13 protein-coding genes are annotated in these 16,321 nt (G+C 61.3%); 10 read left to right on the top strand and 3 right to left on the bottom strand.

All coding sequences use genetic code 11. The features are described from left to right. Positions 1–2 precede the first annotated feature (2 nt). From glyS to glmM, 6 genes are all read left to right on the top strand, one after another. Entirely contained in the window at positions 3–2,165 is a 2,163-nt protein-coding gene (glyS, locus tag J7412_RS10485; protein ID WP_209078597.1) for a glycine--tRNA ligase subunit beta, read from the top strand. Between the two features lie 133 nt (positions 2,166–2,298). Beyond that, entirely contained in the window at positions 2,299–4,791 is a 2,493-nt protein-coding gene (locus tag J7412_RS10490) for a putative PEP-binding protein (protein ID WP_209078758.1), read from the top strand. Positions 4,792–4,940: 149 nt separating this feature from the next. Further along, positions 4,941–5,582: a cell wall hydrolase gene (locus J7412_RS10495; RefSeq protein WP_209065193.1), complete on the top strand. Its 642-nt coding sequence runs from the start codon at positions 4,941–4,943 to the stop codon at positions 5,580–5,582. A 125-nt stretch (positions 5,583–5,707) separates the two neighbouring features. Then, on the top strand, positions 5,708–6,643 hold the full coding sequence (locus tag J7412_RS10500) for a dihydroneopterin aldolase (protein WP_209078598.1): 936 nt from the start codon (positions 5,708–5,710) through the stop codon (positions 6,641–6,643). 40 nt (positions 6,644–6,683) lie between these two features. After that, positions 6,684–7,703, top strand: coding sequence for a dihydropteroate synthase (gene folP / locus J7412_RS10505; protein WP_209078599.1), 1,020 nt, complete (start codon positions 6,684–6,686; stop codon positions 7,701–7,703). Continuing rightward, complete coding sequence (gene glmM, locus J7412_RS10510; protein ID WP_209078600.1) at positions 7,693–9,039, top strand: phosphoglucosamine mutase; 1,347 nt, start codon at positions 7,693–7,695, stop codon at positions 9,037–9,039. The genes folP and glmM overlap by 11 nt, the downstream gene beginning before the upstream one ends. Before the next feature lie 3 nt (positions 9,040–9,042). On the opposite strand, the gene J7412_RS10515 is transcribed toward glmM, so the two are convergent. Further along, the gene (locus J7412_RS10515) at positions 9,043–9,969 is read right to left on the bottom strand and encodes a DMT family transporter (RefSeq protein ID WP_247743862.1); all 927 of its coding nucleotides are present in this window, start codon (positions 9,967–9,969) and stop codon (positions 9,043–9,045) included. A 73-nt stretch (positions 9,970–10,042) separates the two neighbouring features. Then, complete coding sequence (gene ilvC / locus J7412_RS10520) at positions 10,043–11,065, bottom strand: ketol-acid reductoisomerase (protein WP_209065189.1); 1,023 nt, start codon at positions 11,063–11,065, stop codon at positions 10,043–10,045. A 131-nt stretch (positions 11,066–11,196) separates the two neighbouring features. On the opposite strand from ilvC, the gene J7412_RS10525 reads away from it, so the two are divergent. From J7412_RS10525 to J7412_RS10535, 3 genes are all read left to right on the top strand, one after another. Next, positions 11,197–11,652: an Lrp/AsnC family transcriptional regulator gene (locus J7412_RS10525; RefSeq protein WP_209078601.1), complete on the top strand. Its 456-nt coding sequence runs from the start codon at positions 11,197–11,199 to the stop codon at positions 11,650–11,652. Continuing rightward, the gene (locus J7412_RS10530) at positions 11,649–12,104 is read left to right on the top strand and encodes an Lrp/AsnC family transcriptional regulator (RefSeq protein ID WP_209065187.1); all 456 of its coding nucleotides are present in this window, start codon (positions 11,649–11,651) and stop codon (positions 12,102–12,104) included. The genes J7412_RS10525 and J7412_RS10530 overlap by 4 nt, the downstream gene beginning before the upstream one ends. A gap of 90 nt (positions 12,105–12,194) precedes the next feature. Beyond that, a complete protein-coding gene (locus J7412_RS10535) occupies positions 12,195–13,313 on the top strand; it encodes an aminotransferase class V-fold PLP-dependent enzyme (RefSeq protein ID WP_209078602.1) in 1,119 nt (372 codons plus the stop codon). A 77-nt stretch (positions 13,314–13,390) separates the two neighbouring features. On the opposite strand, the gene purD is transcribed toward J7412_RS10535, so the two are convergent. Beyond that, positions 13,391–14,653, bottom strand: coding sequence for a phosphoribosylamine--glycine ligase (gene purD / locus J7412_RS10540; protein WP_209078603.1), 1,263 nt, complete (start codon positions 14,651–14,653; stop codon positions 13,391–13,393). Positions 14,654–14,736: 83 nt separating this feature from the next. Between purD and xseA the strand changes: the two genes are divergently transcribed. Continuing rightward, positions 14,737–16,275 (top strand): exodeoxyribonuclease VII large subunit, encoded by a 1,539-nt coding sequence (xseA, locus tag J7412_RS10545; RefSeq protein WP_209078604.1) that lies wholly within the window; start codon positions 14,737–14,739, stop codon positions 16,273–16,275. The last annotated feature ends 46 nt before the right edge of the window (positions 16,276–16,321 follow it).

Raw genomic sequence — 16,321 nt, forward strand, 5'->3', positions numbered from 1 at the left:
TCATGCCTGATCTCTTGATCGAACTCTTTTCTGAGGAAATCCCCGCCCGCATGCAGGCGCGGGCCGCTGAAGACCTGAAAAAGAAAGTGACGGATGGTCTGGTCGAGGCCGGTTTGACCTATGCCCACGCACGCGCCTACTCCACGCCGCGCCGTCTGACACTGGCGCTCGAAGGCCTGCTGGCCGAAAGCCCGACCGTCAATGAAGAGCGCAAGGGCCCCAAAGTTGGCGCGCCTGACAAGGCCATCGAAGGCTTCTTGCGCGGCGCAGGTGTGGCGCGCGAAGATCTGGAAGAGCGCGAGACCCCGAAAGGCGCGGTCTACTTTGCCACCATCACCAAGCCGGGCCGTCCAGCGGCAGAGATCGTGGCTGAGGTGCTCGAAGACACCATTCGCAATTTCCCCTGGCCCAAATCCATGCGCTGGGGTGCAGGCAGCCTGCGTTGGGTGCGCCCGCTGCATTCGATCCTGTGCATTCTGTCCGCAGAGGACGGCCACAGCATTGTGCCGCTCGACATCGACGGGATCATCTCTGGCGACACCACCGAAGGCCACCGCTTCATGGGCGAGGGCCGCTTTGCCGTGACCAGCTTCGAGGACTATGAGGTCAAGCTCAAGCGCAGCAAAGTGGTTCTGAACGCCGAAGAACGCGCCGAAACCATCTGGAACGACGCCACCAACATGGCCTTTGCCCAAGGTCTCGAAGTGGTGGAAGACAAAGGCCTTCTGGCCGAAGTCGCCGGTCTGGTTGAATGGCCGGTGGTTCTGATGGGCGACATCGCAGAGGATTTCCTCGGCCTGCCACCTGAGGTGTTGCAAACCTCGATGAAAGAGCACCAGAAGTTCTTCTCCGTGAAGAACCCGAAAACCGGCCGCATCGAGAAATTTGTGACCGTTGCCAACCGCGAAACCAAAGACGACGGCGCCACCATTCTGGCGGGCAACCAGAAGGTGCTGTTTGCGCGTCTGAGCGATGCGAAATTCTTCTGGGAAAACGACGTGCGCACGGTGCAGGATCAGGGCTTTGAGCCTTGGGTTGAGAAGCTCGAAAACGTAACCTTCCACGCCCAGATCGGCAGCCAGGGCGCGCGCGTGATGCGGATTGCCGATCTCGCGACCACGCTGGCCCCATCGGTGAACGCAGATCCGATGCTGGCTCAGATGGCCGCGCAGGCCTGTAAAGCCGACCTGAGCTCGGAAATGGTCTATGAGTTCCCCGAACTTCAGGGCCTGATGGGGCGCTACTACGCGCAGGCGGCCGAGCTGCCTGCGGAAGTTGGTCAGGCCAGCGAAGAGCATTACTCCCCGCTGGGCCCATCCGATGACGTGCCAACCGCCCCTGTGTCTGTGGCTGTGGCCATGGCGGATAAGCTCGACACGCTGTCAGGTTTCTGGGCGATTGATGAAAAGCCAACCGGCTCCAAAGACCCGTTTGCCCTGCGCCGCGCGGCCTTGGGTGTGATCCGTCTGGTTCTGGAGAACGGTCTGCGCATCAACCTGCTGGACATCACCCTGACCGCTGTTGCGGCGCTGCTGAAAGTGGAAGAGTGGGAAGCGGCGGCCAAGGCGGCTGAGGGTGAAGAAGCCAAGCACATGGAAATGCACGCCGCTCAGGCGCGTGGCATTGCCAATGCTGCGCCTCAGGATCTGCTCACCTTCTTCCATGACCGTCTCAAAGTCTATCTGCGCGATCAGGGCATCCGCCATGATGTGATCGACGCCTGCATCGCGATGCCCGGCAACGATGATCTGGCGCTTTTGGTGGCCCGCGCCCGCGCGCTGCAGGATTTTATGTCCACCGAGGATGGCGAGAACCTGCTGCAGGGCTTTAAGCGCGCCAACAACATTCTGAGCCAGGCCGAAGAGAAAGACGGCGTCGAGTATTCCTTTGGCGCAGATGTGAAATTTGCCGAGGACGAGAGCGAGAAAGCCCTCTTTGCCGCGCTTGATGGGGCAGAAGGGGCGATCTCTTCGGCCATCGAGACCGAAGATTTCGCGTCAGCCATGTCAAACATGGCCTCCCTGCGCGCGCCGATTGATGCGTTTTTTGAGGCGGTTCAGGTCAACAGCGACAACGAAGTTGTGCGCCGCAATCGCCTCAACCTGCTGTCGCGCATCCGCACAATTTGTCTGCAGGCCGCAGATCTGACACGTGTGGAAGGCTAAGGCGTAGTTCTACGTGCGAGGCAGCTAAGACTTGCCTCGCGCCCCATGCGGTTTATGCTGCGACGCGCAATGAATAGGTGCCGCAGTGCAGCAGAATGACCCGCATATCACCCTGATCACCCCCACAGCGCCCATGGCGCCTGCAACCCATGGCGGGCGGGCCAAATGTCTGCAACGTCTGGCGCGGCTTGATCTGCCGGTGCCGACAACCGTCGCGCTGTCCTTTGATGCGGTGCATGGGCTTGCGGCGGGCGAACAGCCCGATATGGCGCAGGTGCTTGCGCCGTTTGAAGATGGGCAGCTGTTGTGCGTCCGCCCAAGTTCCGAAGACCCCGATTGGGGCGGCCCCGGTGCGATCCTGAACATCGGCATGAACGATGAACAGCTTGCCTCTTTGAGCGAGACCATCGGCGCGGAAGCAGCAGCCAAACTCTATCTGAAATTCATTCAGTCTTACTCCACCCATGTGGCGCGGCTGGATCCCGACATCTTTGATGATCTGGACAATTCCGACCCCGACGCGGTCGCGGATTTTCTCGAAGCTTATGAGGATGAGGCCGAAGAGCCTTTCCCGCAGGACCGCAGCGCACAGCTGATCGGGGTGTTGCGCTCCATGGCGCGTGCCTGGGAAGGCACCACCGCGCGGCTCTTGCGTCAGGCCAAAGGCGCGCCTGCGGATGCGGGGCTTGGTCTTGTGATTCAGGCGATGGCGCTGGGTGTTGGCCATGGCGAAAGCGGCAGCGGCGTGCTTCAGCTGGTGAACAGCGACACAGGTCTGCCGCAGATCACCGGGCGCTACATGAGCCAGAGCCAGGGCCGGGACGCGATGAAATCCGGGGCAGGGGCGCTGTTTCTGCAAAAGGATGCGCGCGGTGCCTCCCTTGAGGAAAAGGTGCCGGACGCCTTTGCGCTGCTGACCGAATATGCCGGGCTGATGCGGGCCCGCCTGCGCGAAGAGATGCAGATCGAATTCACGCTGGAAAACGGCGAGATTCACATTCTGGACGGTGTGCGCGTACAGCGCAGCGCCCGCGCGGCGGTGCGGATTGCCGTGTCGCTGGCAGAAGATAAGATCATCACGCGCGAAGAGGCGGTGATGCGGATCGAGCCGCGCGCGCTCAATGAACTCCTGCACCGTCAGGTCGACAGCGAAGCAGAGCGGGATGTGATCGGCAGCGGCATTGCCGCCAGCCCCGGCGCGGCAACCGGCCGGATCGTGTTCACCGCGGCAGAGGCGCAGGCCTGCGCGGCGCGCGGCGAGGCCTGTGTTCTGGTGCGCCGGGAGACAAACCCCGAAGACATTCGCGGCATGCACGCCGCCAGCGCCGCCTTGACCGAACGCGGCGGCATGACCAGCCACGCGGCGGTGATCGGGCGCGGTCTTGGTCTTCCTTGTGTGGTTGGGGCCACCTCCATGCGGTTTCAGATTCGCAAAAAGCGGATCATCGCAACCGATGGCCGGATTTTCCGCGAAGGTGATGTGATCACCGTGGATGGCACCACCGGCAACATTCTCGCCGGTGAACCCAAAATGATGGAAGCCGCGCTGGATGATGCCTTCCAAACCCTGATGAGCTGGGCTGATCTCAGCCGAGACATCGGCGTGCGCGCCAACGCGGACACCCCGGCAGACGCCACAACCGCGCTGATGTTTGAGGCTGAAGGCATTGGCCTTTGCCGCACCGAACATATGTTCTTTGAGGCGGATCAGCTGATCGCGATGCGCGAGGTGATCTTTGCCAATGCCTCAGCGGATCGCGCCGTGGCCCTGCAGGCCCTGCTGCCGATGCAGCGGGAGATGTTTGTCGAGCTGTTCAACATCATGGGCAACCGTCCGGTCTGCATCCGCCTGTTTGACCCGCCACTGCATGAATTCCTGCCCACCGACCGCGCTGGCCTGCGCGATCTGGCCGAATCGCTCAACCTGCCGCTGTCTGATGTGACACGCCGTGTGGAGGCGCTGGGGGAATATAACCCGATGCTGGGCATGCGCGGTGTGCGCCTTGGCATCACGGTGCCGGAAATTCTCGATATGCAGGCGCGCGCGATTTTTGAGGCCACCTTGGATGCCTGTGGCGACAACGAGCCTTTTGTGCCGGAAATCATGATTCCGCTGGTCTCGGCCAAGCGTGAAGTGGAGCTGGTGAAAACCCGCATTGATGCGGTGGCCGCCGCGGTGCGCACCGAGCGCGCGCGCGATTTCGACTACCGCCTTGGCGTGATGGTGGAGACCCCGCGCGCCGCACTGCGGGCCGAGGATATTGCGCAGCATTGCAACTTTTTCAGCTTCGGCACCAACGATCTCACACAGATGACTTACGGCTTGTCACGCGACGACGCCGGGCGCTTCATGAGCCCCTATGTGCAGCAGGGCGTTTTTCCCGAAGATCCGTTCCACACTTTGGATCAGGAAGGCGTGGGCGAATTGCTGCGATTGGGGGCCGAGCGCGGCCGCCGTGCGCAGCCTGATCTGACGCTTTCTGTATGCGGTGAACATGGCGGCAGCCCCGAATCGATTGCCTTTTGTCGGCAGATTGGGCTTGATTACGTGTCCTGCTCCCCGTTTCGGGTGCCCGTGGCGCGACTGGCGGCTGCCCAGCTGGCGATTAAAGATAAGCTCCAGTAAAATTACACTTTTTTCACACACTCTCTTTAGGAGCCTGCGCAGTGTTTTGGCTGTGACAAGCCTGTGAGTGGACGTTTCGTTTATTTTTCGTTAACAACACCCCCGTTTTAAAGCTGCCGGGGTCATAAACCCCATAAAACGAGGTCATCATGCGCTACTTGATTGCATCCTTTTTGGCTGCGGCCCTGACTGTGGGCAACAGCTACGCGGAGACGACACCAGCGACCGAATCTGCCTCCACCAAACCACGACAATTGGTACTTTTTGATGGCAAGACTTTGCGCGATATTTTCGCGCCGAAAAAGCCTAAGCCAACCGAAATCAGCTACAGCCGCGCGTTTATCGACAGTCTGCCAAAGGTGAACGATGAGAAACGCACAGCGGAATGGCAATGCATGGCCGAGGCGCTCTATTTTGAGGCGCGCGGTGAAAGCGTCAAAGGCCAGTTCGCTGTGGCCGAAGTTATCCTCAATCGCGCCGAACACTCGGCCTTCCCCGGAAGCGTCTGTGGCGTGATCAATCAGGGCACTGCGAGCGGTCGCAAATATCAGTGCCAGTTCACCTACAACTGCGATGGTCTATCCGATAAAATCCGCGAACACGGCGCCTATGAGCGGGTTGGCAAAGTGGCCGACCTTCTGCTTGCCGGCGCGCCTGCGGAGCTCACGGCTGGGGCGACCCACTATCACACCAAGGCGGTGAACCCGCGCTGGTCGCGTGTCTATGAGCGTACCACAACCATTGGTGTTCATCACTTCTACCGGATGCCCACACGGTTGTCTCAGAACTGACGCTTCTTTCGGTTTCGCGATTTGATGTGCCGCGTTTGCCCTATGGCCGCGCGGCACATGGCCTGATAAAGGCCGCACCACCGCCGGGTGGCGGGATCGAAACAACAGCGCGTGGAAGAGAGATCATGAGCAACGAAATCCGATTGGCGTTTGCCCATCCTTCTGAGCGTGCCGAGGCCACCTCGTCAGATGATCCGCTCGATCGCATCTCCCTGCGCGACCACACCGTTGAGGTGGAAATCGGCGCATTTCAGGCAGAGCGGGGCACCACCCAGCGGATTTGCTTCAACGTGGTGGTAGAGGTGTTGCCACTTGGTCCCGTGGTCGAGGACGATGTGGATCGCATCCTGTCTTATGACAAAGTCACCGAGGCGATTGCCTTTGAACTCTCTGCCGAACGTCTGAACCTGCTGGAAACCCTCGCGGCCCGCGTGGCTGATCGCATCTTGCTTGAGCCGCAGGCCCACCGGGTTTTTGTGCGCATCGAGAAGCTGGATCGCGGCCCCGGTGCGCTGGGGGTTGAGATCGTGCGCAGCCGCAAGGCGCATCTCGCACCTGTTGAGGAAATCATTGAAGAAGAGGCCCCACAGCCGCGTGTTGTCTTTGTGTCTAATGAGGCGCGCATGTCCGAACAGCTTGCGGGCTCTATCGACGGGTTCCTGCAAACCGATGTGCCGCTGATCCTCTGTGTTGGCGCGCCTGATCTGGCAGCGCCTCAAACAGGCCACGCGATGACCCAACGCCGTGTGGATCTGCTCGCCATTGAGCAAAACGCATGGATGCTGGCGGCCCGTGATTCCCGCTGTGTGGTGGTCGACACCCGCACCGAGCTGGATTGGGCGATGAAAAATGACCAGACCTGCGTCTGGGCGCCCTCCAAAATTGTGCTCGATGCGGTGGATGGCCCAACAGCTCCTCCGAGCGACGCGCTCGCGCTTGCGCTTTGGTTTGCCGAAGAGATGCAGGCGGTGGAGTTTGTGGTGCTTGGGTCGGGCAGCGCGCATGCGCTTGAGACCGACATTCCGGTCCGTCACCAGTCTCTGGATGCCGCAGCGCGTTGAACCGCTTGCCTTTTGAGGGCGCATTGGTCATGCAGCGCGCATGACTGTGTATTATCGAGCCATCCCGCAATATGACGTGGCCCGCCCCGCCAATGCGCATCGCTTGGCGGATGGCTGGTGCTGGTTCACCCATGTTGAACGCCTCACCCGGGGCCAGTCGGCGGAGATTGTCGCCGCTGATGTCATGCCCGATGACGTGTTGCAGCGCTTGGTGGCGCCCCGCACCGCTGTGACCGGCCTGTCGATGGCGCGCCCTAACCTGATGGGCATTCTGAACGTCACGCCGGACAGCTTTTCTGATGGTGGGGCGCATGAAGGTGCCGAGGCCGCGCTGAGCCATGCGCGCGCTATGACAGAGGCGGGCGCTGACATGATTGATGTCGGCGGAGAATCCACCCGCCCCGGCGCAGCCTTTGTGCCGATTGACGAAGAGGTTGCCCGCACGGCCCCGGCCATCGCCGCAATCTCGGGCGCGCTTTCGGTGCCGATCAGCATCGACACCCGCAAGGCTGAGGTGGCGCAGGCCGCCGTGTCTGCTGGCGCGGCCCTGATCAACGATGTGTCCGGTTTCACCTTTGACGCCGCACTGGCCCCCCTCGCAGCCGCGCAAAATGCGCCGGTCTGTGTGATGCATGCGCAGGGCGATCCCACTACGATGCAGCAGGACCCGCAGTATGACGACGTGCTTCTGGATGTTTATGACTTCCTTGAAACACAAATTGAGCATCTGCAAAGCCTCGGCATTCCGCGTACGAACATCGTGGTGGATCCGGGCATCGGCTTTGGCAAAACGCAGGCGCATAACCTTGCTTTGTTGGCCCGCTTGAGCCTGTTTCACGGCCTTGGCTGCGCGATCTTGCTGGGCGCGTCTCGCAAACGCTTTATTGGCACCATCGGCAACGCTCCGCTTGCGGACAAGCGCGCGCCGGGATCCATCGCAGTTGCCCTTGCAGGCATCGCGCAAGGCGCGCAGATTATCCGCGTCCACGACGTAGAAGAGACCCGTCAGGCCCTGAAATTGTGGCAGGCCGTGACAACAGGAGACGCAGATGACGCGTAAGTTTTTTGGAACCGACGGGGTGCGTGGCACCGCCAACACCTATCCGATGACCGCCGAGATGGCATTGCGCATCGGTGCGGCCGTGGGGCGGTATTTCCGCAACGATGGCGGCACAGAACACCGCGTGGTGATCGGCAAAGACACCCGTCTGTCCGGCTACATGTTTGAGCATGCGCTCACCGCGGGTCTGACCTCCACCGGTATGAACGTGCTGCTGCTTGGTCCGGTGCCAACGCCCGCGGTTGGCTTGCTGACCACATCCATGCGCGCCGATCTTGGCGTGATGATCTCCGCCAGCCACAACCCCGCCGTGGACAACGGCATCAAGTTCTTCGGGCCGGACGGCTTTAAGCTGTCTGATCAGGCCGAAGCTGAGATTGAGCACCTGATCGAAACCGGAGTGGAGCCCGCACAGGCGCAGAACATCGGCCGTGCCAAGCGGATCGATGACGGCCGCTTCCGCTATATCGAGCGGGTCAAAAGCTCACTGCCCCGCGCCTTGCCACTGCGCGGCGTGAAAGTGGTGATCGACTGCGCCAACGGCGCGGCCTACCGCGCCGCACCAGAGGCGCTTTGGGAACTCGGCGCAGAGGTGATCTCCATCGGCGTGTCTCCCAATGGTCACAACATCAATGAAAACTGCGGCTCCACCAGCACCCGCACCGCGCAGGAAGCGGTGGTGACCCACGGCGCGGATGTGGGCATCTGTCTGGATGGCGACGCGGACCGGGTGATGATCATTGACGAAAACGGCAATGTGGCTGACGGCGATCAGATCATGGGGCTTCTGGCCTCCCGCTGGGCCAAATCCGGCAAGCTGAAAGGCGGCGCTTTGGTCGCCACCGTGATGTCCAACCTCGGTTTGGAGCGCTTCATGGAAGGCGAAGGCCTGCGGCTGGAGCGCACCGCCGTGGGGGATCGCTATGTGGTCGAGGCCATGCGCAAGGGCGGCTACAACCTTGGTGGCGAGCAGTCCGGCCATATCGTGATGACCGACTATGCCACCACCGGCGACGGGCTGATGGCGGGTCTGCAATTCATCGCCGCGATGGTGGAAAGCAACGCCCCCGCCAGCAAGCTGTCCCAAGTCTTTGAAACCGTGCCGCAACTTCTGAAGAACGTGCGCTACGGCGAAGGGCAAACCCCGCTGGAGACATCCTCCGTGCAAACCGCCATTGCCTCGGCAGAACGGGCGCTGGCCGGGCAGGGGCGTCTGCTCATTCGCAAATCCGGCACCGAACCTTTGGTGCGCGTGATGGCGGAATGCGAAGATGCGCAGCTCTTGGAGCGCACCGTGGACAGCGTGGTGGATGCGGTGCAGGCCGCCGTTGCCTAAGGCTTAGCCGCCGCGCGGGAAGAAGAGGCGTCGCAACGCGCCATATTGGCTGAGCGCGACGCCTGACAGGATCAGCAATGTGGCCCAGATCAGAGAGCCGGGCAGCGGCTCTCCCATCACGGTCACACCAAAAACCACCGACCACAGCGGCACCTGATAATTGGTCAGGCTCATGAACACCGGCCCTGCCGTGCGGATCACCAGAATGCGCAGCAGGCCCGCCGCCGCCGTCGGCACCAATCCCAGCACCGCAACAATCGCCAGCCCCTCGGCAGAAGGCATGGGAGGCAAGCCGTGCTGCAGCGCAGCCAGCGGGATTACCAAAGCGGCGCCAAAGAGCAATGTGGTGGCCGACAGGCCAACCGGATCCAGCGGGGGCAAGCGCCGCATCAGGATCGAGGAAACCGCATAGCAGGCGGCTGCCGACAAGCAGGCCAGCTGCCCCCAGCCTTCAAGCGGGCTGCCGCTTGAGGCAAAAGCGGCGGGGCCGATCAGCACCAAAACCCCTGCAAATCCAATCAGAAAGCCCAATGTCCGGCGCAGCGTCATGCGCTCGCCCGGCACCAGAAAATGCGCCAGTGGCAAAACGATCAGTGCAACGGCGGCCATCGAGACGCCTGTGAAAGCAGAGGTCACATATTGCTGCGCCCAGGCAAGGAACATGAACGGCACCGCCGCGCTCAGCATCGACACCCAGATCAGCCGGCCCCAGTCCCGTTCTTCTGAGCGAAACATCCCGCCGCTACGCATCTGCCAGATCACCGTGGTGATCAGCGCGGCAAAGCCAATGCGGCCTGCCGCCACCCAAAGCGGCGGCAAATGCTCCAGCGCCAGTTTCTGCACCATGAACGTGCCGCCCCAAACAAGGCCAAGCGTGGCCACCATAAGCCAGCTGGCGGCAGTGATCTGTGGGCTGGTTTGCTCTGACATAGGGGCTCACAAGTTAGGCGTCTAGACAAAAAAGGGCGCCGGAAGGGCGCCCTTTGAAGTCTCTGAAAAGACGTTAGTTCTTTTCTTTGTCGACCATTTTGCCGGCAGAGATCCAAGGCATCATGCCACGCAGTTTTGCGCCGGTCTCTTCGATCATGTGCTCGTCGTTTGCACGGCGGGACGCTTTGATGGTTGGCTGACCAACAGCATTTTCCAGCATGAAGTCGCGCACGAATTTGCCCTGCTGGATGTCTTCCAGAACCGCTTTCATGCGGGCTTTGGTTTCGTCGTACTTCAGGATGCGTGGGCCGGTGACATACTGGCCGTATTCCGCGGTGTTGGAGATGGAATAGTCCATGTTCGCGATGCCGCCTTCGTAGATCAGGTCCACGATCAGCTTCACTTCGTGCAGACACTCAAAGTAGGCCATCTCAGGCGCGTAGCCTGCTTCCACCAGAGTTTCAAAACCACAGCGGATCAGCTCAACCAGACCGCCGCAGAGAACAGCTTGCTCGCCGAACAGGTCGGTTTCGCACTCTTCGCGGAAGTTGGTTTCGATGATGCCGGAGCGGCCGCCACCGATGGCGGAGCAGTAGGACAGGCCGATTTCCAGCGCGCGGCCGGTTGCGTCGGTGTCAACAGCCACGAGGCAAGGCACGCCGCCGCCTTTGGTGTATTCGCCGCGCACAGTGTGACCTGGGCCTTTAGGGGCCATCATGATCACGTCCACGCCTTCTTTTGGCTCGATCAGGCCAAAGTGCACGTTCAGGCCGTGAGCAAACGCAATCGCGGCACCTGGCTTGATGTTGTCGTGGACGTATTTCTTGTAGGTTTCTGCCTGCAGCTCATCGGGCATGGTGAACATGATCACGTCACACCAAGCGGCTGCTTCGGCAATGCCCATCACCTGCAGGCCTTCGCCTTCGGCCTTCTTCGCGGAAGGGGAGCCTTCACGCAGCGCCACAACAACGTTCTTCGCGCCGGAGTCGCGCAGGTTCAGCGCGTGTGCGTGGCCTTGGGAACCGTAGCCCAGGATGGCCACTTTCATGTCTTTGATCAGGTTGATGTCGCAATCGCGATCGTAATAAACGCGCATGATGAACGCTCCTCTGTTTGATGTTGCGGCCACAATAGGCATTCCTTTGGGGAAAGAGAGTGTTGTGATCGACAGAATCAGAGGTGATTTCGAGGTTTCTATTCTTTCATGTGTGATTTATCGTCAATTTCATGCTTGATGATCTCGATAGACGCATACTGCGCCACCTTCAGGGCGATCCGAGTCAGTCGGTGCCGGAGCTTGCCGACCGTCTTGGCCTCACCACCTCCCGCCTGTCGCGCAAAATCGACAAGCTGCGCGAAGCGGGCATTCTGCGCGGTCAGCGCGCGGTGATCGACTGGCAGGCGTTGGGCTATGCGGTGGAGGTCAGCCTGCGTGTGACCCTTGATAAAACCCAATCCCGTGCCTTTGACGATTTTCTGGAGGCTGCCCGCGATATTGCCGAGGTCATCGAGATACAGACCTTTCTGGGGCAGGTTGATGTGCGCCTGTCGGTGATTGCCAAAGATATGGCCCATTATCAGGAGATCTACCGCCGCCGCATCCTGACGCTGCCCCATATCGCAGATATTGAGGCGCTCATGCATGTGGCGCGCATCAAATCGGATGAGAGCCTGCCCATATGATCGATCTGGATGATATCGACCGCGCGCTGCTGAAGGCGCTGGCCGAGGACGCGACCCAGAACGCAGGGGCCTTGGGGCGGCGCTTTGGCCTCTCGCAACCGGCCACATGGCGACGCATCAAACGGCTGCAGGACAGCGGGGCCATTGCCGGGCGCAAGCTGGATCTGGATCGTGAAAAGCTTGGCTTTGGGGTGACGGTCTTTCTGGGCATCAAACTGGCCACCAAAGGCCGTGTCAGCCTTGAAGATTTTGAGCGTGCGGTGACCGCCATTCCTGAGGTGCAGACCGTCGAGCACGTGCTGGGTATGTATGACTACCGCCTGCGCGTCACGGCGCGAGATATTTCTGATTTTGAGCGCGTCCTGCGCCGCCGTGTCATGACTCTGCCCGGTGTGGGCAATGTGGAGGCCAATGTTTTGCTCAGTGAAGAGCGCCGCCCCGGCCCGCTGTGAACGTGGCCGAACAGCTGCGTCGCCAGCAAGTGACTTTGCATTTGATGGGCTGCACGCTACATCCGGCGCAACAGAGATAGGAGAGCGCAGATGGCACATGACATTGACCCCGGTGGGCTGAGTGAATTTTCCGTGGTCTTTACCGACCGCTCCCTCAACCACATGTCCAAGACCTTTCAGCAGGTGATGCGCGACATCTCCGATCTTCTGAAAGAGGTCTATAACGCTGATGGCGTGGCGCTTGTGCCCGGTGGCGGCACCTATGGCATGGAGGCGGTCGCGCGCCAGTTCGCGGCAGGTCAGAAAACCCTCGTGGTGCGCAACGGCTGGTTCTCCTACCGCTGGAGCCAGATCTTTGAGGCGGGCGGCTTTGCTGCCGAAAGCACCGTCATGAAAGCGCGCCAGACCGGCAACGATGCCACCGCGCCTTTTGCACCAGCGCCGATCGACGATGTGGTGGCCAAGATCCGCGCAGAAAAGCCTCAGGTGGTCTTTGCGCCCCATGTGGAAACCAGCGCCGGTGTGATCCTGCCCGATGACTATATCGCCGCCATGGCCGCTGCGGCCCATGAGGTTGGCGCGCTGATGGTGCTGGATTGCATCGCCTCGGGCTGTGTCTGGGTCGATATGAAAGCGCTGGGTGTCGATGTGCTGTGTTCTGCCCCGCAAAAAGGCTGGAGCGCCTCGCCCTCGGCGGGCCTTGTGATGATGTCAGAGCGCGCGCTGAACCGTTTGGCTGAGGTGCAGTCTGACAGCTTCGCGCTCGATCTGAAGAAATGGCGCGACATCATGGTGGCCTATGAAAACGGCGGCCACGCCTATCACGCCACCATGCCCACCGATGCCCTGCGCGCCTTCCGTGACACTATGCTGGAAACCCGCGACTACGGCTTTGACACGCTGCGCGAGGCGCAATGGGAATTGGGCAACGGCGTGCGCGCGCTGCTCAAGGACAAAGGCATCCAATCCGTCGCCGCCGAAGGTTTTGGCGCGCCGGGCGTGGTGGTCAGCTACACCGCTGATCCGGCCATTCAGAACGGCAGCAAGTTCATGGCCGAAGGCATGCAGATCGCCGCCGGTGTGCCGCTCGCCTGTGATGAGCCTGAGGGCTTCATGACCTTCCGCCTTGGCCTCTTTGGTCTGGACAAGCTTTATGACGTGCCCGCCACCACCGCGCGGCTGAAGGCTGTGCTCGACACGGTTCTCTAAGAGGCGAAAGCTTCACAGCGAAAAAAAGGCGGTGCATCCTCTGCACCGCCTTTTGTGTTTCTGAAAGTCGCCTGCGCTTAGAGCGCGCGCCAGCCGATATCCTTGCGGAAGAACCCACCGGGCCAGTTGATGCCCTCGACCATGGCATAGGCCCGATCCCGCGCTTCCTGCAGGCTTGCCCCACGCGCGGTCACGTTCAGCACACGGCCACCGCTTGCGGTGATCTGCCCATCCGCTTTGGTGGTGCCTGCGTGAAACACCATATTCTTGCGGTCAGAACTCAGCGCCTCAAGCCCGCCAATCACCGAGCCCTTTTCATAAGAGCCAGGGTAGCCATTGGCGGCCATCACCACGGTGATTGCATGGTCATCCGCCCAGTTCACCTGCGCTTCATGCAGGCGCTCTTCAGCTGCCGCATGCATCAGGTCCAGCGCCTGCGCGCCAAGGCGCATCATCAGCACCTGACACTCCGGATCGCCAAAGCGCACATTGTATTCCACCAGACGTGGCTGCCCGTCCTTGATCATCAAGCCCGCATAGAGCACGCCCTGATACGGCGTGCCACGCTTGGCCATCTCATCAATGGTCGGTTGAATGATCTCATCCAGCGCTTTCTGGGCAATCTCATCAGACAGAACCGGCGCAGGGGAATAGGCTCCCATGCCACCCGTGTTCGGCCCGGTGTCGCCTTCGCCCACCCGCTTGTGGTCCTGCGCGGTGCCCACGGGCAGCGCGGTCTTGCCGTCACAGAGGATGAAGAAAGAAGCCTCTTCGCCTTCCATGAACTCTTCGATCACCACTTCTGCGCCTGCGCCACCAAAGGCGCCGCCAAACATGTCGTCTACGGCGTCCAGCGCGGTCTGCTCGTCCATCGCGACAATCACGCCTTTGCCCGCGGCAAGCCCATCGGCCTTCACCACAATCGGCGCGCCCTGTTCGCGGATATAGGCTTTGGCGGCTTCGGCATCGGTGAAATGACCATAGCCCGCCGTCGGGGCCTTTGCCGCATCACAGATTTCTTTGGTGAAGCTCTTGGAAGCCTCAAGCTTTGCCGCCGCTTGGGAGGGGCCAAACACCAGCACGCCCGCTTCGCGCAGACGATCCGCAACGCCTGCGGCCAGCGGCGCTTCCGGGCCGATGATCACAAAATCAATCGCATTCTGCGCCACAAAATCCGCCACCGCGCCACCGTCTTCGGTGTCAAAATCCGCACAATCAGCGATCTGCGCAATCCCGGCATTCCCCGGCGCCACAATCAGCTTGTCACACTTCGGGTTCTGCATCACTGCCCATGCCAACGCATGTTCACGTCCGCCGCTGCCGAGAATAAGAATGTTCATGTCGCCGCCTTCCGCTTGGCCTTCGCTTTGGGGCGTTCTAAGGTGCGTCGACGCAGGAAACAAGAGAACTGAGCCGCCGCCCCATGTCTGACCTCATCGACGATCCAAGAGAAGGCGAAAACGCCCCGGAATTCAGCGTCTCAGAGCTCTCTGGCGCGATCAAACGCATGATCGAGGGCGAGTTCGCCCATGTCCGCATCAAAGGTGAGATTGGCCGCGTGTCTTTCCCACGCTCAGGCCATGTCTATCTTGATCTGAAAGACGACCGCTCGGTGATTGCCGCCGTGATGTGGAAAGGCGTCGCTGCGCGCATCTCCACCCGGCCCGAAGAAGGCATGGAAGTGGTTGGCACCGGGCGGCTCACCACCTTTCCGGGCCAGTCCAAATACCAGCTGGTGATCGAGGATCTGAAGCCTGCAGGCGTTGGCGCGCTCATGGCGATGCTGGAAAAGCGCAAGGCGATGCTTCAGGCCGAGGGCCTGTTTGCACCTGAGCGCAAGAAGCCACTGCCTTATCTGCCAGAAATCATTGGCGTGGTGACCTCGCCCAGTGGCGCGGTGATCCGCGACATCCTGCACCGCCTGCGGGACCGTTTCCCGCGCAAGGTGCTGATCTGGCCGGTGGCCGTGCAGGGCGAACAATGTGCGCCGCAGGTGGCCAACGCGATTGAGGGCTTCAACAAGCTCACTCCCGGTGGCGCCATGCCACGCCCCGACCTGATCATCGTTGCCCGTGGGGGCGGCAGCATCGAAGACCTCTGGGGCTTTAACGAAGAAGTCGTGGCCCGCGCTGCTGCGGCCTCAGAGATTCCTTTGATCTCTGCCGTGGGCCACGAAACGGATACCACGCTTATCGACTTTGTGTCTGACAAGCGCGCGCCCACGCCGACTGCCGCCGCCGAGCTTGCCGTGCCGGTGCGGCTGGAGCTGTTGGCTTGGGTCGAAGAGCAAGGCGCGCGGCTGACACGCGGTCTGGAGCAGGGCTTGCGTCAGCGCGATCAACGCCTGCGCGATCTTTCCCGCGCTCTGCCGCGTGCCGATATGCTGCTGCAAACCCCGCGTCAGCGGCTGGATGCGGCCGCAGACGCATTGCCGCGCGCGCTGCAAGCCGGTGTACAGACCCGCCGCGTGACGCTGTCTGAGAAATCCGGCAGCCTGCGCGCCTCCACCTTGACCCGCATGATTGAAAACCGCCGCGAGGCGCTGGGCCGCCGTGCCGATCGCCTGACACCGGTGGGCTTGCAGCGCGACATCACCCGCCGCCGCGAGAAAGTCACTGACCTGTCGCGCCGCTTGACCGATGCAGGCACCCGTCAGGTGCAAACCCTGAAGGACCGCCTGGCCTCGTTGGACCGCATGCGCGAAACCCTGAGCTACACCGCCACACTTGAGCGCGGCTATGCCGTGGTGCGCGGAGATGGAGCACTGGTGAAAACAAGTGCAGAAGCCAGCGCGGCCAAATCGCTTGAGATCGAGTTTGCAGACGGGCGCGTCACCGTGGGCGAGGGCACTGCAGCGCCCACATCTGCTCCAGCGGCAGAGCCGGTCAAACCCGCGCCAAAACCTGCGCCCAAGCCAAAACCCAAGAAGCCAGATACGCCGGAGCAGGGCAGTCTGTTTTAGGCAGTTTGCGACCTAAACAAACCTGTCTCCAACCGCGTGAAGCATA

This window comes from Shimia sp. R9_3 (assembly GCF_017743755.1).
GTDB lineage: Bacteria > Pseudomonadota > Alphaproteobacteria > Rhodobacterales > Rhodobacteraceae > Shimia.